Origin of the sequence: Pseudomonas marginalis, from assembly GCF_008692035.1 — a bacterium.
In the GTDB taxonomy this organism is placed as follows: Bacteria; Pseudomonadota; Gammaproteobacteria; order Pseudomonadales; family Pseudomonadaceae; genus Aquipseudomonas; species Aquipseudomonas marginalis.
The window spans coordinates 75,884-97,468 of the sequence record NZ_VTFG01000004.1; the positions used below are offsets into that span (position 1 = coordinate 75,884).

Here is a 21,585-nt window from a genome sequence, read left to right on the forward strand (position 1 = left end):
TAGCCAATTACGGGGAAGAACAGGTGACCAATGGCGCGATCAACCTGGTAATGGAATTACCCGCAACGGTCGCACCGACTTATAGGAAAAACTCGAATAGATCTCCTTGACGCACGGCAGCGTCTGCAACACCTCCCGCGCAAACTCGCCGAACGACTCCAGGTCCCTGGCCACCACCTCGAGCAAAAAGTCATAGCGTCCCGACACGTTATGACAGGCCACGATTTCCGGAATATCCAACAGGCGTTGCTCGAACGCCCGGGCGATTTCCTGGGTGTGGCTCTCCATCATGATGCTGACAAACGCCGTCACCCCATACCCCAGCGCCTTGGGCGAGAGGATCGCCTGGTAGCCGCTGATCACCCCGCTTTCCTCCAGGTTCCTGACCCGTCGCCAGCACGGTGAAGTGGTCAGGGACACGCGGTCGGCCAGCTCGGCCACGGTTAAACGGGCATTACCCTGCAGGGCGTTTAATAACGCTTTGTCGGTGCGATCCAGCGTGATGGGCATGACGTGCCTCTGTTTATTGTTTTTAGCGAGTTTTCATCCCAGGACAAGGGATTTGTCGGCAAAGTTTGGAAAATACGGCCGTGGTTATAAGCATAGCATTGTAGGAAATAAGGAGCGCCCGACATGAATACTAAACACAATGCATTCGGCTTTTCCACCCGTGCCATCCACCACGGCTACGACCCCAAGGACCACCACGGCGCACTCGTGCCGCCGATCTACCTGTCGGCCACGTTTGCCTTTCCCACCGCCGAATACGGCGCCGCCTGTTTCGCCGGCGAGGCCGGCGGCCATTTCTATACGCGCATTTCCAACCCGACCCTGGCGCTGCTGGAGTCCCGCATGGCCAGCCTGGAAAACGGCGAGGCGGCGGTGGCGTTCAGTTCGGGCATGGGCGCGATTGCCGCGACGTTCTGGACCCTGCTGCGCCCAGGCGATGAGGTGATCGTCAGCCAGACGCTCTACGGCTGCACCTTCGCCCTGCTGCATCACGGTATCGGCGAATTCGGCATCAAGGTGCGCCACGTGGACCTCACCGACCTGGCGGCCCTGCAAGCGGCACTCAGCCCCGCCACGCGCATGATCTACTGCGAAACCCCGGCCAACCCCACCCTGCAACTGGTGGACATCGCCGCCGTGGCCGCCCTCGCCCATCAACAGCCGAACGTGACCGTGGTGGTGGATAACACCTACTGCACGCCGTACCTGCAACGCCCCCTGGAACTGGGCGCCGATGTGGTGGTGCACTCGGCCACCAAGTACCTCAGCGGCCATGGCGACATCACCGCCGGCATCGCCGTGAGCAACCAGGCCCTGGCCCAGCGCATTCGCCTGCAAGGCCTCAAGGACTTGACCGGCGCGGTGATGTCGCCCCAGGACGCTTCGCTGTTAATGCGCGGCCTCAAGACGTTGGCCCTGCGCATGGACCGCCATTGCAGCAACGCCCAGGCCGTGGCCGAAGCCTTGCAGGCGCATCCCGCCGTGGAGTGGGTGACGTATCCGGGGCTGCGCGGCTTCGCGCAACACGCATTGGCGGCGCGGCAGATGAGCCAGGCCGGCGGCATGATCGCCTTCGAACTCAAGGGCGGGATCGACAGCGGACGACGCTTCATGAATGCCCTCAAGCTGTTCACCCGCGCGGTCAGCCTGGGCGACGCCGAGTCACTGGCCCAGCACCCGGCGAGCATGACCCATAGCACCTACACCCCTGAAGAACGCGCGCACCACGGCATCAGCGAAGGCCTGGTGCGTTTATCGGTGGGGCTTGAGGACGTCGCCGACCTGTTGGCGGACGTGCAGCAGGCGCTGGCCAAGTGCACCCGCGCCGTGCCACGCCAAGCGCTCAAGCCTCTCGCATCTTCACCTTCAAATGCCGCGCATACCAAGGCCGCTTCGGCACGCGCTTGAACAGGCCCTGCAACAGGTGCTCGTCCTCGCCAAAGGTAATGCGCAAGGCGAGCTTCATGGTCTCCGGGTCCATCTCCATCGACTTGCCCATCTGCAACCCCGGGGTGGTGCTGCAGCCATGGGTGTCCGGGCCCAGCCACGGGTCGTCGACTTCGACCCAACGCCCCGGGGCGAACCAGGCCACGCCGTTGACGTCCAGGCGCCTGACTTCGCCGGGGTTGAAGCGTTCGTGGGCGCGGTACCAGTCCTCGATACGGTCGTCGATCCAGCCGTGGAAGTGCCAGAACACCGGGTTCACATGGGATGAAAACGGGTCGCCGAGGAAGTCGTTTTCTGCCGCGTACCAGCGCGGGGCAAAGTCTGCCGGGTCGCGGGCCAGGGGTACCGGCGCGCCGTTGGACGGGTCGCGGGGCACCGAGGCCCAGCGCATGTGCAGCCAGTCGTGCAGGCCCAGTTCCATCTCGGAGCCGAGTTGGCCCAAGGTCAGTCTGGCCAGGTAGCGCGGGTCGCGGTACTGCGATTCCCAGACCTGGAAGTTGCTGTGGTAGGTCTCGGCGGCCTTGATGTCGCTGACCCACTGGGTGTATTCGCTGTCGTCCGGGGCTGACCAGGTGGGCGGCAGCGCGAAGCCGTCGTGGTTGTCGAAGTAACGCAGGAAGCCTAGGCGGTCGCGCTCCAGCGCCGGTTGCGGTTCGGGGAATACGGGCCACGAGGGCAGATCCTGCATGGAACGCGCGGTGCCGAGCATATGCCGGTGCATGAAGAAAAAATCGATGCCCGAGCCGTTGCGGTCTTTGTGTTTGCCACGGGCGTCACGCTCCTTGCCGCGCGGGCCGGGTTGCCAGCCGATGCCGCGCAGGGCGTCGCGTTTTTCTTCGGAGAGTTTGTGCCACTGGTCACGGGTGGCGTGCCACAGCTGGTGAAACAGGCGGTGCTCCGGGGCAATCAGCCAGGCCAGCAGGGTCGGGTTGAGGCCGATGCGTTGGCGGGCTTCGGGAAACAGCTGTTTGTGGGCGATAAAGCGGTTGTCACGTTCGGTCAAGGCCAGGGGGCGATCCAGGTCGAGGATGTGCCCGCTGAGGGTGCTGCTGCCGGCGTTGGCGAAGTCGGCCCAGACTTCATCGAGGGTCATCTTGAACTCATAGGCGGGCCTGCCGTCGAGGGCATCGCGGTCGATCAGGCGCCAGTAGAGCAAGGCGCCCTCGCCCGTCAGCAGGTCACCGAGCACGCGGTAGCGCGGTTCGCCGTCGGCGCGCAGGTTGGCGGCGGTGTCCAGGTAGCCGCGCAGGCCACGGCCACGGGGGGCGATGTCGAGCAGCAGTTCCAGGCCTTGCAGCGGCAGGCCCTTGAGGCCGGCGTCGCGGCCTTCCAGGCGCAGGCGCCACACCCCGCGCAAGGTGTTGGCCAGGTGCTGCCCGGCGGTGTCGGCCAGGTCCACGGTGGCTTCGCCGGGGGTGATGGGGAATTCTTCTTCGCGCGTCAACTCGCGATGGGCATAGAAAGCGGCCGGCACAGCCGCGCCGGTCAGCGCCAGGCCTGCGATGAACCCACGTCGAGAGATGGTCATTGTCTACCTTAGGAAACGGCTTTATCAGAGCTAGAACGTTTGCAGGCCGGGGAAATTTACCGCCCTGCCCGTGCCGCCTAAATTTCCCCGCGCACCACTCGTTCTTCCCTGATAGCGAAGGCCTCAACTGACTGAGATGGCAATGACAAAACCACGTTCGAAAAAGGCGCTGTACATCGGCGTGCCGCTGGCACTGGCCATCGGTGCCGGCGCAGGCTTCCTGGCCTGGGATCACTGGTTCAAGGGCAATGCCGGCTACCCGCTCGCCGTGATCAAGCAGGCCAATGAACTGCAGGACCGCCTGCTGTCGTTCGACAGCCACATCACCGTGCCCATGGACTTCGGCACCGCCGGCAACGAGGCGGACAAGGACGGCAGCGGCCAGTTCGACCTGGCCAAGGCGGCACGCGGTCGCTTGTCCGGCGCAGCCCTGACGATCTTCGGCTGGCCGGAAATCTGGAATGGCCCCAATGCCCCGCACAGGCCTACTGACGGCTTTGTCGAGGAAGCCCGCCACGAGCAGGAGGTGCGCTACAAGATCATCTCCGGCATGGTGCGTGACTTCCCCAATCAGGTCGGCATCGCCTATACCCCGGATGACTTTCGACGCCTGCATGGCGAAGGCAAGTTCGCGATTTTTATCAGCATGCTCAACGCCTACCCGCTGGGCAATGACCTGAACCAGCTGGACCTGTGGGCCGCCCGTGGCATGCGCATGTTCGGCTTCAGTTATATCGGCAATAACGCCTGGTCCGACTCATCGCGCCCACTGCCGTTTTTCAATGATTCCGTCGATGCCCTCGAAGGCCTGTCGGACATCGGCAAGCAAGCAGTGCAGCGCCTCAATGACCTGGGGGTGATCATTGACGTGTCGCAGATGTCGACCAAGGCCCTGGAGCAAGTCGCGCACCTGAGTCGCACGCCGATGGTGGCGTCCCACTCGGCACCGCGCGCGTCGGTGGACATCCCGCGCAACCTCAGCGACAAGGAACTGCAACTGATCAAGAACAGTGGCGGCGTGGTGCAGGTGGTGGGCTTCCCGGCCTACATACGCCCCCTGAGCCAGCCGACCCAGGACAAACTCAACACCCTGCGCGCGCGTTTCGACCTGCCGCCGCTGCCCAACCTGGCCATGGCCCTGATGCCGGGGGACGCGATCATCGCGGCATGGCCGGAGCAGAAGTTCGGCCAGTACGCCCAAGGGCTGTACGGGATTCTTGAGGAAGAACCCAAGGCCACGCTCAAGGACTGGGGCGACGCCGTCGACTACACCGTGCGCAAGATCGGGATCGATCACGTCGGCATCGCTTCGGACTTCAACGACGGCGGCGGTATCGACGGCTGGAACAACGTCGGCGAAATCCGCAACGTCACCGCCGAACTGATCCAGCGCGGCTACTCCGAAGCCGACATCGCCAAGCTGTGGGGAGGCAACTTCCTGCGGGTGTGGGACCAGGTACAAAAAGCCGCCAGACCCTTGGCCAACCGCTAATCACCTAGAAGCAAGTCCATGACTGACCGCCGTACGTTTCTCAAGCAGGCCGGGGTATTCGCCGCCAGCCTGCCATTGGGCGCTGCACTCATCCCGCAGGCACTGGCTGCCACCACCACGGATGACCCATGGACGGGGTTCAAGCAGCTGTTCAACCAGGACCCGGATTACCTGCACTTCTCCAACTTCCTGGTGGCCTCGCACCCCAGGCCGGTACGCGAGGCCATCGAGCGTTACCGCGCACAGATCGACCGCAACCCAGGGCTCGCCATGGACTGGGACCTGGAGGAAACCTGGAAACGCGAAGGTCAGGTACGCGAATGGGCCGGCCGCTACCTCAAGGCCACCCCGGCGCAGATCGCCCTGACCGGCAGCACCTCCGAAGGCCTGGCGATGATCTATGGCGGCATCAAGGTGCGCCCGGACCAGGAAATCCTCACCACCGTGCATGAGCATTACGCGACCCAGAACGTGCTGGATTTTCGCGTACTCAAGGAAGGCACCCAGGTGCGCCGGATCAAGCTGTTCGAGCGGGCCAGCCAGGTCTCTGCCGATGAGGTGCTGGGGAATATCCAGCGCAATATCCGACCCAACACCCGCGTGCTGGGCATGACCTGGGTACAGTCCGGCAGCGGCGTAAAACTGCCCATCGGCGAGATCGGCAAGCTGGTGGCGGCGCACAACCGCAACCGCGACGACAAGGACCGCCTCCTCTATGTGGTGGATGGTGTGCATGGTTTCGGCGTGGAAAACCTCGACTTCCCCGACATGCATTGCGACTTCTTTATCGCCGGTACCCATAAATGGATGTTCGGTCCGCGGGGTACCGGGCTGGTGTGCGCGCGCAACCCTGAAAACACCTACGTCACGCCCATGGTGCCGACCTTCTCCGAAGACAAGGACTTCGCCACCATCATGACCCCCGGCGGCTATCACGCCTTCGAGCATCGCTGGGCCGCGGATGAGGCCTTCAAGCTGCACCTGCAACTGGGCAAGGCGCCGGTCCAGGCGCGCATCCATGGGCTGAACGCCGAACTCAAGGAGCAATTGCTGGCACACCCGCAGATCGAACTGGTCACGCCGCGCAGCCCCGAACTGTCTGCCGGCTTTACCTTCTTCCGGGTCAAGGGCCAGGACAGTGATCGGGTGGCGGCCTACATGCAGAAGAACCGCGTGGTGATCGACGCGGTGGACCGCGACGTCGGCCCGGTGATCCGCACGGCGCCAGGCCTGCTCAACAACTCCGACGAAATCCAGCGCTTCATGACCCTGCTCAGCCAGCGGTTGTGACGCGCCTTTTTCCCTTTGCACGAGAGACCCCTATGACGCCACTGCGACTCAACCCCCTGACGACCCTGGCACTGACCGCCCTGTGCGGCGCGCTGCTGCCGGGCCTGGCCCAGGCTGCCACGCCGCAACCGGGCAAAGTGTTCAAGGACTGCAAGGACTGCCCGGAAATGGTGGTACTGCCCGCCGGCACCTTCACCATGGGGACGCCGGAAGACGAAGTCGGCCGCGAGCCGGACGAAGGCCCGATGCATGAAGTGACCTTCGCCAAGCCGTTCGCCATGAGCCGCTTCCACATCACCGCCGGCGAATGGGACAGCTATATCCGCCAGACCGGGGTGAAGATCGCAGACGGCGACACCCGCCCCGGCCGCGAATGCATCGCCAGCAAGCCACGCTACCCCCAGGGCCCGCGCCAGCCGGCGGTGTGCATGGACATGGACGACATCAAGCACTATGTGGCCTGGCTGTCGAAAAAGACCGGCCAGCAGTACCACATGGTCAGCGAAGCCCAGCGCGAATACGCCGCACGCGCCGGCTCCACCGGGCCATTCCCGTTCCCGTTCGACGAGGGCAAGGGCTACAGCATCGCCAAGCATGCCAACACCTACGGCCCGGCGGACGGCTACAGCTATTCCTCGCCCGTGGGCAGCTACCCGCCGAATGCGTTTGGCATGTACGACATGCATGGCAATGTCTATGAGCGGGTGGCCGACTGCGAGCACTCCAGCTACATCGGCGCGCCCACCGACGGCAGCGCATGGATGGAGCCAAACTGCGAGGGCTACATGATTCGCGGCAATGACTGGGGCGAGGCGCCGGTGTTTTCGCGCTCGGGCAACCGCAACAACATCTATCCGCAGACACGGGGGGATTGGATTGGCTTCAGGGTCGTGCGCGATCTCTGAAGCTGACGGGATTTAATCTGGGAGGGGGCTTGCTCCCGATGGGGTGCGGCAGTCGACATCGCCATTGACTGATACTCCGCCATCGGGAGCAAGCTCCCTCCCACAGTCAAATCGTGCGCGGCTTAGACCCCCTTCTGCGCCAGCAACTCCAGGCCTTCATGCAACGCCGGGAACAGGCTGTTATTGAAGTTGTTCCAGCGCAGTTCGAGGATGGTGTCGTCCGGCGAGATTTCGGTCTTGAGCACGTCGTGGAACACTTCGCCGGAGTCGATGCCGTTGTCCACGTAGTGGAACGAGGCGCCGGTGAGGTACAGCGGTTCACACGGCTGCGTCTGCTTGGTCGCCCAATCCACCACGGCTTGTCCGCGGGCACCGTACAAGGCATTCCAGGTGGCGTAGGCACCCCGGCGCTCATAGGGCGATTCGATACGGGTGATACCGGGGTGGATGTTCATGATGCGACGGGCAAACGGCGCACCGGGGCGCACCAGCTCGTCCAGGATCACCAGCAGGCCGTCGAGCACCACGATATCGGCCTTCAACTCCACCAGGGTGTCATGCAGGCGGCGTTCGAAATCCTGCTTGCCGGCAACGTGTTCCGCGCTGCCCCGAGGCAGGCGCCGATAGGTGGACGGCACGCTCAGCAGCAGATCGTTGACCAGGCGCCCCTGCACCCGCAGGTCGGCCGGGTACAGCCACTGGCGGCCGGGCTTATAGGCAAAGCCGTAGTCGGCCACCAACTGCTGGTCCCGCGGGTTCTGCTCATCGTCGTCATATATCACGCCCACCAGGTTGTAGGCCTCGCCCAGTGACGTGTCGTTGAGCGACCCCACCAGAAACTCCAGCACCGACTTCATGTAGCGCTCGTGGTCCTTGTAGGCCACCGGCTGGCCGGCCTTGTCGGCAGCGGCATTGCGCAGGGACCACACGTACACCAGGTTCTTTTTCGTCATTGTTTCGCTCTCGCTGGAAAGATCAGGCACGCGCCGATACGCGTGCGCCTACACCACAAGAACGAACCAGCCCACGCGCAATTTATCCGCCACCACCACCGCCGGGCACGCCGAGCTAAATAGTCGCGCCAATCCTTCGTTTGTCATGGGTAAGGGTCTGTGTGCCCAGCCCCCTCTTTTTCACTTTCCGGGAAGTACTTATGACCGACCCCAAGCGCGGCGCCTTCAAAGGTTTGCTTGCATTGCTCAGGCCGTTTCGCACCATCGTGACGGTCTCCGTCGCCCTGGGCATGGCCGGCGGCCTGGCCATCACGCTGTTGCTGGCGACCATCAACAACGCGCTGCATTCTTCCACGGGTATGACCCAGGGGGTGATCCTGACGTTTGCGGCGTTGTGTGTACTGGCGCTGGTCAGTTCGATCGTGTCGGATATCGGCACCAACTTTGTCGGCCAACGCATCATTGCAGCACTGCGCAAAGAACTGGGCGAGAAGGTTCTGTCAGCGCCCATCGAGCAGATCGAGCGCTACCGCACTCACAAGTTGATCCCCGTGCTGACTCATGATGTCGATACCATCAGCGATTTTTCCTTCTCCTTCACACCACTGGCCATTGCAACCACGGTGACGCTGGGCTGCCTGGGCTACCTGGCGTACCTGTCGGTGCCGATGTTCCTGATGATGGTGGTGGCGATCGTCATCGGTACCGCCGTGCAGTACGCGGCACGCTCGGCGGGCATCAAGGGGTTCGAAGCCGCTCGCGACCAGGAAGACGAGCTGCAGCGCTACTATACCGCCATCGCCTCGGGTGCCAAGGAGCTGCGCATTCATCGGCCACGCCGCTATCGCATGAATACACATCGCATCCAGGCGACTGCTGATCGTATCGGCGATATCCAGATCCGCTCGGTCAACATCTTCATTGTCGCCAAGACATTCGGCTCCATGCTGTTTTTCGTGGTGATCGGCCTGGCGCTGGCCTTCCAGGCCTATAACCCCAACCCGGACCCAGCGGTGATCACCGGTTTTGTGCTGGTGCTGTTGTATATGAAAGGCCCACTGGAACACGTGGTGACCGCACTGCCGATCGTCAGTCGGGCACAGATCGCGTTCTCGCGCATCGCCGAGCTGTCCGAGCGGTTCTCATCCCCCGAACCGCACCTGCTGCTGGAAGACAGTGAAGCGCCAAAACCCCAAGTGCACAGCCTTGAGCTGCGCGGCGTGACCTACAGCCCGCCGCCGGTGGAAGGCAGCGAGCCATTCCACCTGGGCCCGATCAACCTGAGCATCAAGCAAGGCGATATCGTGTTTATCGTCGGTGAAAACGGCTGCGGCAAAACCACCCTGATCAAGCTGTTGCTGGGGCTTTATCAGCCACAATCAGGTGAAATACACCTCAATGGCGAAGCTGTGATTGCCCCTACCCGCGACGACTACCGCCAACTGTTCACCACCGTATTCGCCGACTATTACCTATTCGACGATCTCGTCCAAGGGGGTGGGCAGAAGTCTCTGGACAGTGCGGCCCAGTATCTGGACCGCCTGGAGATCGCCCACAAGGTCACGATCAAGGACGGCGCGTTCAGCACCACCGACCTGTCCACCGGCCAGCGCAAGCGCCTCGCGCTGGTCAATGCCTGGCTGGAGGAACGCCCGGTACTGGTGTTCGACGAATGGGCCGCCGACCAGGATCCGGCCTTCCGCCGCATCTTCTACACGGAGCTGCTGCCAGACCTCAAGCGCCTGGGCAAAACCATCATCGTGATCAGCCACGACGACCGCTATTTCGACATCGCCGACCAGTTGGTGCGCTTGCGCGCTGGCAAGGTGGTGCACGAAATGGAGCCAGCATGAATTTTCTTTTCCGGTTTTCCCAGGTGGGAACGTCTCACTAGTGGTAATGAGAACCAACCTCATAAATACCTATAAACTGCCCAACTAAAATATAGAAGAGAAAGCACCCATGTCAGTACGACTCGGTCTCAGCCCCCTGAGCAAAGCGCTCTCCATGCGCAGGGCCTTGAACATCCACCTCAAGCCTTGCGCCTTGGCCCTGGCGGTGTCGTTACCGCTATCGAGTTACGTGCAGGCACAAGAGATTGAGATCGACATTCCTGCACAGCCGTTGGGGACAGCGCTCCAGGAATTTGGCCGTCAGACCAACTTGCAGGTGCTATACAGCCCGACGGATGTACAGGCCAAAAACAGCACGACGGTGAAGGGCAAGCTGGAGCCAGCCCACGCCATCGCCGCCCTGCTCAAGGACACCGGCATCAGCTACGGCCTGCAAGGCAGCGCAGTGACCATCACGGCGGGCGCGACCTCCGGGCTGGAGCTGGGGGCCACCCAGGTGACCGCCAACCAGTTGGGTACGGTCACCGAAGGCACGGGCTCCTACACACCAGGCACTATCGCTACCGCCACGCGACTGGTGCTGACCCCGCGTGAAACACCGCAGTCGATCAGCGTGATTACGCGCCAGCATATGGATGATTTCGCACTCAACTCCATTGATGATGTGATGCGTCATACACCGGGCATTACCTTGTCGGCCCTGGACAGCGAACGCACTAACTATTTCTCCCGTGGGTTCTCGATCGAGAACTTCCAGTACGACGGCATCCCTACCCTGCGAAACTCGGCCTATTCGTCCGGGCAAACCCTGAGCGACATGGCGATCTACGACCGCGTGGAAGTTCTCAAGGGCGCAAGCGGCCTGCTGACGGGTGCCGGGGCACCGGGCGCTACCATCAACCTGATCCGCAAAAAGCCTACCCGTGATTTCAAAGGCAGCGTGGAGCTGGGTGCCGGCAGCTGGGACAACTATCGCTCCCAGGTCGACGTAAGTGGCCCTCTCACCGAGAGCGGCAACATCCGCGCCCGTGCCGTAGCCGCGTATCAGGACAAACATTCGTTCATGGACCGCTACGAGCGCAAGACCAACGTTTACTTCGGCACCGTGGAAGCGGACCTGGACGAGGACACCCTGCTCACCATCGGCTTCGACTACCAGAACAGCGATCCTCAAGGTTCTGGCTGGTCGGGCAGCCGCCCGCTGTTTGACCGTAGCGGCAACCGCATCGATGTAAAGCGCTCATACAACAACGGCGCGAAGTGGAGCAGCTGGGAACAGTTCACTCAGAGTTTCTTCACGACCCTGGAGCACAATTTCGACAACGGCTGGGTGGTCAAAGGCCAGTACACACACCAGTTCTCCGGTTATGACGCGCCGATGGGTGCGATCCAGCTGGGCCCATTCACGGCAACCGGTCTGTCGACGCTCTACGCGAACAAATTCACCGGCGATACCCGATCCGACTCCGGCGATATCTACGCCAGCGGCCCGTTCAGTCTGGGCGGCCGCGAGCATCAGTTGGTGGTGGGCGCCTCTGCGTCCAATTCCCAGTGGAAAGGCAAGGATTACGGTGCGCCGATTCACGCCAATGGGCGCATTGTCGATTTCTGGAACTTCGACGGTAACTTCCCGGAGCCGAACTGGGGCACACCGACTCGAATCATTGATGAAACCACCCGGCAAACCGCTGGTTATATGACCGCCCGGTTCAACCTCGCGGATGACCTGAACGTCTTCATGGGCACCCGCGTGGCCAACTACTGGCTGACTGGCGACAACAAGTCCACCGAAACCGGTAAGCTCGTACCCTATGCCGGCGTAACTTATGACCTGAACGACAACTTCACCGCGTACGCCAGCTACAGCGAGATCTTCATGCCGCAGGTGTATAACCGCGACAGAGAGAACAAACTGCTCGAACCGGATGAAGGCAAGAATTACGAACTGGGTTTGAAAGGCGAGTTTTTCAACGGTGGCCTGAACACCAGTTTGGCCTACTTCGAAGTGCATGAAACCAACAGGGCTGACCCGGATTCTGACTACAACGCCAACCCGACCAACCCGTCGATCTTGTATGCCTATAAAGGCATCGCCGCCAAAACCAAAGGCTTCGAGGCCGAAATGTCCGGTGAGCTAGCCCCAGGCTGGCAGGCCCAGGCTGGTTACACCCATAAAGTCATCCGGGATGAGCATGGTGTAAAAGTATCTACTTGGGAGCCTCAGGATCAGGTCAGCTTCTTCACCTCGTACAAGCTCAGCGGGCCGCTGGACCGTTTGACCATCGGCGGTGGCGCTCGCTGGCAGGGCAAGTCCTGGCAGGAAGTGACCAACAGTGGCAAGGGACGGCAGGAGGACTTCACCCAGGAAGCGTATTGGGTCGTGGACGCAATGGCCAAGTACCAGATCACCGACAACGTCTCCGCGACACTGAACGTGAACAACATCTTCGACAAGTACTACTACACCAACATTGGCTTCTATAACACGGCCTATTATGGTGACCCACGCAACGTCATGCTGAGCACACGCTGGGACTTCTAACCCCCGGCAGTTGCGTGCAAGCAGCACTTAGACCCCCGCCATCAGGCGGGGGTTTTCTTTGTTGCGCGCCAGGCATGGCGCGTAGCGCCGTGACTGGAACACCACGCAAAAAACACCGGCGCAAGGCCGGTGTCCAGTGTAAGCGTGCTCGCCCGGGCTAGTGCCTGGCAGCCGTCAGGGCCGCTACGAACGAGGCAATGAACTCAGGGTTGTCGACGATTCGATCATGGGTCGTATCGATGACCACCGAAGTGTCCAGTCCATGGCCGATCCCCTCTTCAAGTGCCGTGCAGATGACTTGCCGATCACTGGCAGATTTGCTTTGTGCAGCCCACCAGCAACTCACAGGAGCAGCGAGGCGCACATAGGCGGCATCCTTCAAGCGCTCATCGAGTGTGCGTTTCAACGCCCACGAAACCTCCAGCTCGCCGCCTTGTTGCAGCTCGTTGCGCAAGCTGACAAATACCTCGCCCAAAGCCGACTTTCCCCACTCGCAAAGCGCCTCCCACCGTTGGTCCGCCGTGGCGCCCGAGTGCTCGATATCCTGCCAGGCCTGTGCAATATCCTGGGCCGCGTCAGGGAACATGACCGTCAGCAACTCCACGCGCTTATCGCCTGCTTCCAGTGATTCAAACGCCGGCCGCAGGGTTTTGTCCCTGTCCCAGAACGCAGTGACATGCATCGGCGGAGGCGCATCGATGCTCCCCAGGAACGCCACTTTGGCCCCCTGCGCCTCCAGTCTGCCAGCCACCTGCAACGCAAGGTTCCCACCCAGCGACCACCCCGCGAGGTAATACGGACCCTGCGGCTGGCTCGCAAGAACCTGATGGGTATAGTCCTGAACCATGGCATCCCACGTCGGCACCTGGCTTTGCGGATCAAGCAGAGCCCGACAAATAACGCCCTGTACCGGCATCTCCGAGCGCAAGGCCATGCCAAGCGCCTTGTAGCAGTGCACTGAACCGAAACTCGGGTGAAACAGAAACAATGACGGCCCGCCCTGCTGGCCATTCAAGTCAACGAGCAGCGAGCGCGCTCGTTCATCCGACGCGCTGCCCGCCAACGCCCTAACGGTTGGGCGCGTCATCAATTGGTTGACCGTGAGCATCAACCCGCATTGAGCCGCCAGGCGTTCTTTCACCACCAGCAACAGCAATGAATGACCGCCCAGTTCAAAAAAGTTATCGTCCAGGCCAACCCGCTCGGTACCCAGCACCTGTTGCCAGATCTGCGCGACCTGGTGTTCGAGCGCCGAATGCGGCGCCACATACTCGCGTCGCTGAACGGCGGTTTCGGGGCGCGGCAGTGCCTTGCGCTCAAGTTTGCCGTTGGGGCTCAATGGCATACTGTCCAGCAAGACCCACTGGGCCGGCACCATAAACGCCGGCAGATGAGTCGATAGATAGGCCGTGAGGGTTTCTCGCCAGTGCGGCATTGGCTGATCGAGCACCACGTAGCCGACCAATTTTGTGCCGTCCAGCGCCAGCACGGCGGTCTCGCGAACCCCGTCATGCTCAAGCAGGCGCGCTTCGATCTCACCCAACTCGATCCGCAGGCCGCGCAGCTTGACTTGATGGTCAATACGCCCGGCGTACTCGATCACCCCATCGGGACGATAACGCGCCAGGTCTCCAGTGCGGTACATGCGCTCGCCGCCCCCGAACGGGCTGGCGACAAATCGCTCGGCGGTCAACACTGGCCGACGATGATAACCACGTGCCAGCCCCTTGCCTGCCAGGTACAACTCTCCGAGCACACCGATCGGCACCGGTTCAAGGTTAGCGTCCATGATATGACACCTCAGGTTGGCAATGGGTTTGCCAATGGGCACCGCGTCCTTGCCTTCGTCAATGCAGGCCCAGCTGGTGACATCAATGGCTGCTTCCGTAGGCCCGTAGAGGTTATAAAGGTGGGCCTGAGGCAGCTTGGCGAAGACTTGTTGTTGCGCATCCACCGGTAAGGCTTCGCCGCTACAGATGATGCGCTGCACACTGCTGCAACGGCCCACTAGGCAGTCCTGCAGGAAGGCTTGCAGCATCGACGGCACAAAGTGCAGCGTGGTGACAGATTCGCGCGTGATCACCTCCACCAGCTTCGTCGGATCACGGTGATCGCCGGGTGCCGCCATCACCAATCGCGCGCCGCTGAGCAATGGCCAGAAGAACTCCCACACCGACACATCAAAACTGAACGGCGTCTTCTGCAGCACCGTATCACCGGCACACAATGCATACGCCTGTTGCATCCAGCACAAGCGGTTGGTCAAGGCTGCATGGCTGTTGCCCGCGCCCTTGGGCTTGCCGGTGGAACCGGAGGTGTAGATCACATAGGCAAGGTGTTCACCGCTCAGGGCTACGTCAGGGTTGGCCTCGCTGTACGCGTCCAGCCAACGCTCATCGCGGTCCAGGTCAATACGCAACACGCTGTCGGCGGCCGGCAGGCTCAAGTGCGACTGGCTGAGCAACAGGCTTACCGCACTGTCCTCCAGCGTATAGGCCTGGCGCTCCGCGGGGTAATCCGGGTCCACAGGCACGTAGGCACCTCCAGCCTTGAGGATCGCCAACAAGGCGACGACCATTTCCACGGAACGCTCCATTGCCACGCCCACCAACACGTCCGGACCGACACCACGTGCGATCAAGGCATGGGCCAGGCGGTTGGCGCGATGGTTCAGGACGGCATAGCTCAACTGCTGCGCGCCAAACACCAGGGCTGGCCGATGCGGGTCATGTTCGGCGTGGGCTTCAAACAGTTGGTGCACGGTCTTTTCAAGGGGGTAATCGACAGCAGTGGCATTCCAGCCATCGACGATCTGCCGGCGCTCTGCTGCGGCCAGGATTGCCAGAGAGTCGACCAGGGCCTCCGGCGTTGCAACCATTGCACTCAACAGTCGTTGCCAGTGCTGCGCCATGCGCTCGATGGTTGCTGCGTCGAACAGGTCGGTCGCGTAGACAAAGGAAGCCCGAATGCTCGATGCCTCCTGCACAACATTCAAGCTAAGGTCGAACTGAGCGGTTCGGCTCTCCCAGTCCAGGCCCTCCAACACCAGGCCGGAGCTTCCCGGCTCGCTTGTACTGCCAGCGCCACGGTTCTGATGGTTGAACATGACCTGGAACAATGGGCTGTAACTCAAGCTGCGTTCGGGACGAAGCGCTTCCACCAGTTGTTCGAACGGCAAGTCTTGATGCGCCTGGGCTTCCAGCACCCGTTGGCGGGCTTGGCGCAACAGCGCCAGCACGCTGGTGTGCTCGTCCACCTCGGCCTTCAGCACCTGGGTATTGACGAAGAAGCCGACCAGGCGCTGCGTCTCGACCCGGTTACGGTTGGCGGTCGGCACACCGATACGGATGTCCTGTTGCCCGCTGTAGCGATGCAACAACACCTGAAAGGAGGCCAGCAGCACCATGAAACCGGTGGCGCCTTCACGCTGAGCCAAGGCGTTGACACCCGCTACCACGCGCTCATCCAGCACCAGGTCCAGGGAAGCACCGCGAAAACTCTGCACCGCCGGGCGTGGCCGGTCCAACGGCAGTTCCAGCACCGGCTGGTCGCCGCCGAGCAGGCTGCGCCAATATTCCAGTTGGCGGTCCTTTTCCCCCGCTTCCATCCAACTGCGCTGCCACAGGGCGTAGTCGGTGTACTGGATTGGCAGTTCAGGCAACTCAAACTCACGCCCATGGGTGTAGGCGCCATAGGCCTGTATCACTTCCTCCACCATCACTTGCATCGACCCACCGTCGGAAATGATGTGGTGCTGCACCAGGACCAGCACATGGTCCTGCTCTGCCAGACGCAGGAGCGTCATGCGCAGCAACGGGCCGCTCTCCAGGTCAAAGGGTTGCGCAATTTCCTGTTCGACGCGCGCTTTCAACTGGCTTTCATCAATGGTTTCAGGCACCAGTGTCACGAGGTATGCAGGCTGGACTTCCTGCTGCATGTCCTCACCGACCTGGCGAAACCGCGTGCGCAAACTCTCGTGTCGGGCTATCAGGTGTTCAAAGCTCTTTTGCAGCGCCGTAACATCCAGATGCCCCCTGAGCCGCAAAGCGCTGGGGATATGGTATGCAGCGCTCTGCGGATCCAATTGCCAGAGAAACCATTGCCGCTCCTGAGCATACGAGAGCGTCAGGGAGGGCGCCTCTCGCCGTACCTTCGGGATCGGCAGGTTGCCCGGCGAAACGCCTTCCTGCAGCATCCTCTGCAGGTACACCTTGCGCTGTTCCAGCGGCAGCCCGATAAAGCGCTGCATGATTTTGTACGCCATCTGGCCGTCCATTACAGCTGCTCCATTTCGTCGAGGAGTGAATCTAGGAACGACAGTTTCTCAGTGCTTATGCCGCCGCCCTGACCCTGTAAATGCGCTGCCAGTTCCCTGAGCTGGGCATGCTGGAACAGCTCGTGCACGCTGATCTTCACGCCCAGGTCCAGCTGAATGCGCGACATCACATTGATCACCAGCAACGAGTGCCCGCCCAGCTCGAAGAAGTTGTCATTCAACCCCACTTGCTCAACATCCAGCACGTCTTGCCAGATTGCCGCCAGGTGCTGTTCAAGGTCGCTGCAAGGCGCCACATATTCACCTTGCAAAACATGGCTGTCGGGCTCCGGCAGGGCCTTACGGTCCAGTTTGCCGCTGGGGCTCAACGGCATGTGCGACAGGCGCACGAACTGTTTGGGCACCATGTAGTCCGGCAGTAGCGCCTGCAGGGCATGACGCAACGCCTGAGCGTGATCGATCTCATCGAGTACCGTTGGGAGGGCCACGTAGTAGCCTATCAATTGGCCGCCAACACCGTCCTGGCGCAGGACGACCTCGGCCTGGGCCACTCCGGCCTGGAGCAGCACCAGCGCACGAACTTCCTCCAGCTCCACGCGGAAGCCGCGAATCTTGATCTGATGGTCCAGGCGCCCCAGGTACTCCAGCGCGCCATCCTCGGCCCAGCGCACACGGTCGCCGGTCCGATACAGGCGTGAACCGGCGCCGCCGAACGGGTCCGCGATAAAGCGCTCGGCCGACAACCCCGGACGTCCGAGATAGCCGCGCGCCAAACCGGCTCCCCCCACGCACAACTCGCCGGCAACACCGATCGGGACCGGGTTCAGATCACCGTCCAGTACCCGGCAAATCACACCGTCCAATGGCCGGCCAATCGGCGAACGGGTGCCGTCCTCAAGGGAGCACGCCCACCAGGTCGCGTTGATCGTCGTTTCGGTCGGCCCGTAACGGTTGTGCAATGTTACGCCGGGCAGGGTCCGCAGGATCTGATCGCGCAAATCGGCGGTCAACGCTTCACCGCCTGAGAACACCCTACGCACGCGGGTGCACTGGGCGACGCCCGGCGTATCCATGAACAATTGCAACAGCGAGGGCACAAAGTGCAGCGTGGTCACGCCAAATGCCTGGATCAACTCCACCAGGCGAACCGGATCCCGATGTTCGCCCGGGGCCGCTATCACTAGCCGGCTGCCGCTGATCAGCGGCCAGAAACACTCCCATACCGATACGTCAAAACTCATCGGGGCTTTCTGCAACAGCACATCGTCGGCCTGCAATGCGTAGGTGTCCTGCATCCATTGCAAGCGTTGCGCCAATGCTTCGTGTGTCACACCCACACCTTTCGGGTTGCCGGTGGTGCCGGAGGTGTAGATCACGTACATCAGGTTATAACCGTTGACGGGCACCTGCGGATCGGTTTCACCGCACCCGCTCAACCAGCATTGATCACCTTCAAGGCTCAGGCACTGCACGTCATCGGCCAACGGCAGGTTCAGGTGCGACTGAGTCAGTAGCCACTTCACGCCGCTGTCCTTAAGCATGTAGGCCAGGCGCTCTTCGGGGTAGTCGGCGTCAAGCGGTACATACGCACCACCGGCCTTGAGGATCGCCAGCAGCCCGACCAGCATGTCGAAAGAACGCTCCAGCGCGATACCTACCAGCGAATCCGGGCCTACACCTTGCTTGATCAGCCCATTCGCCAGGCGATTGGCACGTCGGTTCATCGCATCGTAGGTCAACTGCTGCTCGCCGAAGATCACAGCGGTTGCCTGTGGCGTGCGGCGCACCTGCTGTTCGAATTGCTGCTGGACAGACTGCCAAGAGGTCTCGCTCGGCAACCCGTTGCCTTGCTCCAGCAGGGCCAGGTGCTCCGACTCTGTCAACAACGTCAACTGTGCCAGAGCCGCATGGGGCTTGGCGACCAGCTCTGCCAACAGGTGCAGCAGATGCCGGTTGAGACGTTCAACCGTGGGGCCGTCGACCTCACTGCGGTCATAGCTGTAGTGCAACGTCAGGGTTTCGCCGACACCGACGGCGATCGACAGCGGATAGTGCGTCTGTTCCCGGCTGCTGACACTGCCAAACCGCACCCCTTGCGGGGCACCCTGCTCCAGCACCTCCGATACAGGGTAGTTCTCGAACACCAGAATGGTGTCGAACAACGCCTCGCCCCCCAGCCCGGCCAGGCGTTGCAGCTCGAACAACGGCGTGTGTTCATGCTCGCGCAACGCAAGGTTCTGTTGCTGGATCTGTTGCATCCATTGCGACGCGGGCATATCCGGGCGAGGAGTTGCTACCACTGGCAAGGTATTGATGAACAACCCAACTTGCTGCTCAACACCGCGCAGGTCCGCGGGGCGTCCCGATACTGTGGCGCCGAAGGCCACGGTGTCCTGCCCGGTGTAGCGTTGCAGCAACAGCAACCAGGCGGACTGCACCAGGGTGTTGAGGGTGATCTTCTGGCCTTGGGCAAAGGCCTTGAGGCGGGCCATGCCCACGGCATCCAGCTCATGGGCGTATTCACCCAGCCCGGACGCCCTCACATCCTTGTTGCGAGGCAGCGCCTGGAACAGACGTGTCGGCTCATCCAAGCTGGCCAGCTGGGTCTTCCAGAAGGCTTCGCGCAGGGTTTTATCCTGGGATTGCAGCCAGGCGATAAAGTCCCGGTAACGCGCGACCTGAGCCTGCGGCACATGGCCAGCGTAACGCCCCAGAACTTCGCCGAGCAGTTGGGAGCTGCTCCAGCCATCCATCAGGATATGGTGGCTGGTGTAGATCAGATGGCAACGTTGCGGGCCGGTGTGCGCCAGGGCAATGCGCACCAACGGCGGGCTCTCCAGCGCGAAGCCTTGCAAGCGCTGCGCATCGGCCAACTGATCCAGTTGCTGCTGCTGATCGGCACCTTCCGGGCACTCTGTTTCGATAAACGGCATTTGTACCTGGCGATGCACCACTTGCAGAGGCTGCGCAAGATCCCCGTCCCAGATGAAGCCGGTACGCAGAATGTCATGGTTATCCAGCGCTGCCTGCCAGGCTTCACGGAAACGAGCGATGTCCAGGCCCTCAACATTCACGCGCATCTGGTTGACATAGTCGCCCGCCTGGGGCTCGTACAAGGCGTGGAACAACATGCCCTGCTGCATCGGCGACAGCGGGTACACATCATCGACGGTAGCTAACGCAAACTGGTCCAGCTGTGCCTGGCTGAGTCGGGCCAGCGGGAAGTCCGACGGCGTCACGCCTTGATGTGCGGCCAGGCAGCAATGCTCGATCAAATGCTTGAGTTCCTGCGCATAGCCATCGGCCAGGCGTTGTACGGTGACCTCGCTGAACATCTCGCGGCTGAAGCTCCAGCTCAGGTTCAGTTCACCGCCGTACACCTGCCCGTTGATTTCCAACCAGTTACCCAGCAAGGCGTGCTCGCTCTGGTCAGCGCCAGCACTTTCGCCCGTAGGGGTGAAGAAGGCCTGTGCCGCAGCATCATTGAAACTGCCGTCGAACTGCCCCAGGTAATTGAAGGTGATCCGTGGCTGCGCCAGCCCGCCCAATACCTGCCGGGCCTGGTCATCGCCCAAGTAGCGCAGTGCGCCGAAGCCAATCCCTTTATCCGGGACAGCGCGCAATTGCTCCTTGATACCCTTGATCGAGTCGGCCAGGGACGTGGCCGGGGTCAGCGCCAGCGGGTACATGCTGGTGAACCAACCGACTGTGCGGGTCAGGTCGACGTCCTCGAACAGATCCTCACGACCGTGCCCTTCAAGTTTGACCAACAGCGATTCGCCGCCCGTCCACCGTGTGATGACCCGGGATAACGCGGTCAGTAGCAGGTCATTGATCTGCGTACGGTATGCCGCCGGAGCCTCTTGCAGCAGGCGTCGGGTATAGGATTGATCGAGGTGCGTGCCCACGCTCAGAGCCAGTGAATTGTGCAAACCACCTTGCGGGTTATCGCAAGGCAGATCGGCATCGACGCCTTGCAGCTGCGCCTTCCAGAACCGCAGTTCTTCCTGCAGTGCCGGGCTATGCGCATGAGCCTGTAATCGCTTGCCCCATGCCTGGATCGAACTGCTCTTAGCCGGCAGCACAGCCGCCTGCCCAGCCTGCAGTTGGGTGTAGGCGGTCTGCAGGTCTTCGAGCAGGATCCGCCATGACACGCCGTCCACCACCAGGTGGTGAATCACCAGCAACAGCCGTTGCGATGCATCCGGCAACTCGACCAGCACCGCACGCATCAGCGGCCCTTCTGACAGATCCAGGCTGCGTTGTGCCTGCAGGCCCAAGGGCTCAAGCGCCTCAATGGTATCGAGGGCGGTTTGCCAGAGCAGCTCGTCTTGGGTTTCAACCCCTCGGTAGTGAGCCTGCCAGCCGGCCGCTTGCGGGCTGAAACTCAGGCGCAATGCGTCGTGATGCGCCAGCAGCGCTGCCAGGGCGGTGCGCAATGTCGCGCCATCCAGTCGTTCGCCCGGGCGCAGGACCACGGATTGGTTCCAGTGGTGACGCTCGGCAATGTCTGCCTGGAAAAAGTACTGGTGTATCGGCAACAGCAACGCTTCGCCGGTGACCGGCCCTTGCTCGATCACAAGGCCCTCCCCGCCCGCCTGGGCAACTGCTGCCAGGCTCAGTACGGTCTGATGCTGAAACAGGTCCTTGGGCGTAAATCGAACACCGGCCTGCCGTGCACGGCTAACTACCTGGATCGAAATGATCGAGTCGCCACCCAGCTCAAAGAAGTTGTCATTCAAGCCCACACGCGGCAGGCGCAGTACATCGGCCCAGATGGCAGCGATCTT

General features: G+C 61.8%; 11 protein-coding genes. 6 read left to right on the forward strand and 5 right to left on the reverse strand.

Going from position 1 to position 21,585, the window contains the following annotated elements:
• Positions 1-39: 39 nt before the first annotated feature.
• Positions 40-510: an Lrp/AsnC family transcriptional regulator gene (locus tag FX984_RS31535; protein ID WP_027606550.1), complete on the reverse strand. Its 471-nt coding sequence runs from the start codon at positions 508-510 to the stop codon at positions 40-42.
• Positions 511-633: 123 nt separating this feature from the next.
• Between FX984_RS31535 and FX984_RS31540 the strand changes: the two genes are divergently transcribed.
• Complete coding sequence (locus FX984_RS31540) at positions 634-1,917, forward strand: methionine gamma-lyase (RefSeq protein WP_223841682.1); 1,284 nt, start codon at positions 634-636, stop codon at positions 1,915-1,917.
• On the opposite strand, the gene pvdP is transcribed toward FX984_RS31540, so the two are convergent.
• Positions 1,853-3,484: a pyoverdine maturation tyrosinase PvdP gene (gene pvdP / locus FX984_RS31545; RefSeq protein ID WP_146477866.1), complete on the reverse strand. Its 1,632-nt coding sequence runs from the start codon at positions 3,482-3,484 to the stop codon at positions 1,853-1,855. The two genes, FX984_RS31540 and pvdP, sit on opposite strands and share 65 nt — an antisense overlap.
• 142 nt (positions 3,485-3,626) lie before the next feature.
• Between pvdP and pvdM the strand changes: the two genes are divergently transcribed.
• From pvdM to pvdO, 3 genes are read left to right on the forward strand one after another with little or no spacing between them, the layout of a single operon-like run.
• Positions 3,627-4,976, forward strand: coding sequence for a pyoverdine-tailoring dipeptidase-like protein PvdM (pvdM, locus tag FX984_RS31550; RefSeq protein WP_092357760.1), 1,350 nt, complete (start codon positions 3,627-3,629; stop codon positions 4,974-4,976).
• 18 nt (positions 4,977-4,994) lie between these two features.
• A complete protein-coding gene (pvdN, locus tag FX984_RS31555; RefSeq protein WP_027606553.1) occupies positions 4,995-6,266 on the forward strand; it encodes a pyoverdine-tailoring periplasmic protein PvdN in 1,272 nt (423 codons plus the stop codon).
• A gap of 32 nt (positions 6,267-6,298) precedes the next feature.
• Positions 6,299-7,171 carry a dihydropyoverdine dehydrogenase gene (pvdO, locus tag FX984_RS31560; RefSeq protein WP_092357756.1) on the forward strand — a complete coding sequence of 291 codons (873 nt, stop codon included), beginning with the start codon at positions 6,299-6,301 and terminating at the stop codon, positions 7,169-7,171.
• A gap of 122 nt (positions 7,172-7,293) precedes the next feature.
• Here the strand turns inward: pvdO and FX984_RS31565 are convergent, their stop codons facing one another.
• The gene (locus FX984_RS31565) at positions 7,294-8,124 is read right to left on the reverse strand and encodes a formyl transferase (RefSeq protein WP_027606555.1); all 831 of its coding nucleotides are present in this window, start codon (positions 8,122-8,124) and stop codon (positions 7,294-7,296) included.
• Positions 8,125-8,324: 200 nt separating this feature from the next.
• Here FX984_RS31565 and FX984_RS31570 point away from each other — a divergent pair, with 200 nt between their 5' ends.
• A complete protein-coding gene (locus tag FX984_RS31570) occupies positions 8,325-9,977 on the forward strand; it encodes a cyclic peptide export ABC transporter (RefSeq protein WP_098479742.1) in 1,653 nt (550 codons plus the stop codon).
• A gap of 154 nt (positions 9,978-10,131) precedes the next feature.
• Positions 10,132-12,519 carry a TonB-dependent siderophore receptor gene (locus FX984_RS31575; protein ID WP_108574365.1) on the forward strand — a complete coding sequence of 796 codons (2,388 nt, stop codon included), beginning with the start codon at positions 10,132-10,134 and terminating at the stop codon, positions 12,517-12,519.
• A 157-nt stretch (positions 12,520-12,676) separates the two neighbouring features.
• Here FX984_RS31575 and FX984_RS31580 read toward each other — a convergent pair whose 3' ends face one another.
• Positions 12,677-16,795, reverse strand: coding sequence for an amino acid adenylation domain-containing protein (locus FX984_RS31580; RefSeq protein WP_146477864.1), 4,119 nt, complete (start codon positions 16,793-16,795; stop codon positions 12,677-12,679).
• A partial coding sequence (locus tag FX984_RS31585; RefSeq protein ID WP_154905413.1) for a non-ribosomal peptide synthetase occupies positions 16,795-21,585 on the reverse strand: 4,791 nt, incomplete at its 5' end. The genes FX984_RS31580 and FX984_RS31585, both read right to left, overlap by 1 nt.

What these genes read in the sequence shown, in the direction of transcription:
- FX984_RS31540 (WP_223841682.1), top strand. Translation starts at nt 634, where the DNA reads ATGAATACTAAACACAATGCATTCGGCTTTTCCACCCGTGCCATCCAC.
- FX984_RS31570 (WP_098479742.1), top strand. Translation starts at nt 8,325, where the DNA reads ATGACCGACCCCAAGCGCGGCGCCTTCAAAGGTTTGCTTGCATTGCTC.
- pvdO (WP_092357756.1), top strand. Translation starts at nt 6,299, where the DNA reads ATGACGCCACTGCGACTCAACCCCCTGACGACCCTGGCACTGACCGCC.
- FX984_RS31565 (WP_027606555.1), bottom strand. Translation starts at nt 8,124, where the DNA reads ATGACGAAAAAGAACCTGGTGTACGTGTGGTCCCTGCGCAATGCCGCT.
- pvdM (WP_092357760.1), top strand. Translation starts at nt 3,627, where the DNA reads ATGACAAAACCACGTTCGAAAAAGGCGCTGTACATCGGCGTGCCGCTG.
- FX984_RS31575 (WP_108574365.1), top strand. Translation starts at nt 10,132, where the DNA reads ATGCGCAGGGCCTTGAACATCCACCTCAAGCCTTGCGCCTTGGCCCTG.
- pvdN (WP_027606553.1), top strand. Translation starts at nt 4,995, where the DNA reads ATGACTGACCGCCGTACGTTTCTCAAGCAGGCCGGGGTATTCGCCGCC.
- pvdP (WP_146477866.1), bottom strand. Translation starts at nt 3,484, where the DNA reads ATGACCATCTCTCGACGTGGGTTCATCGCAGGCCTGGCGCTGACCGGC.
- FX984_RS31580 (WP_146477864.1), bottom strand. Translation starts at nt 16,795, where the DNA reads ATGGACGGCCAGATGGCGTACAAAATCATGCAGCGCTTTATCGGGCTG.
- FX984_RS31535 (WP_027606550.1), bottom strand. Translation starts at nt 510, where the DNA reads ATGCCCATCACGCTGGATCGCACCGACAAAGCGTTATTAAACGCCCTG.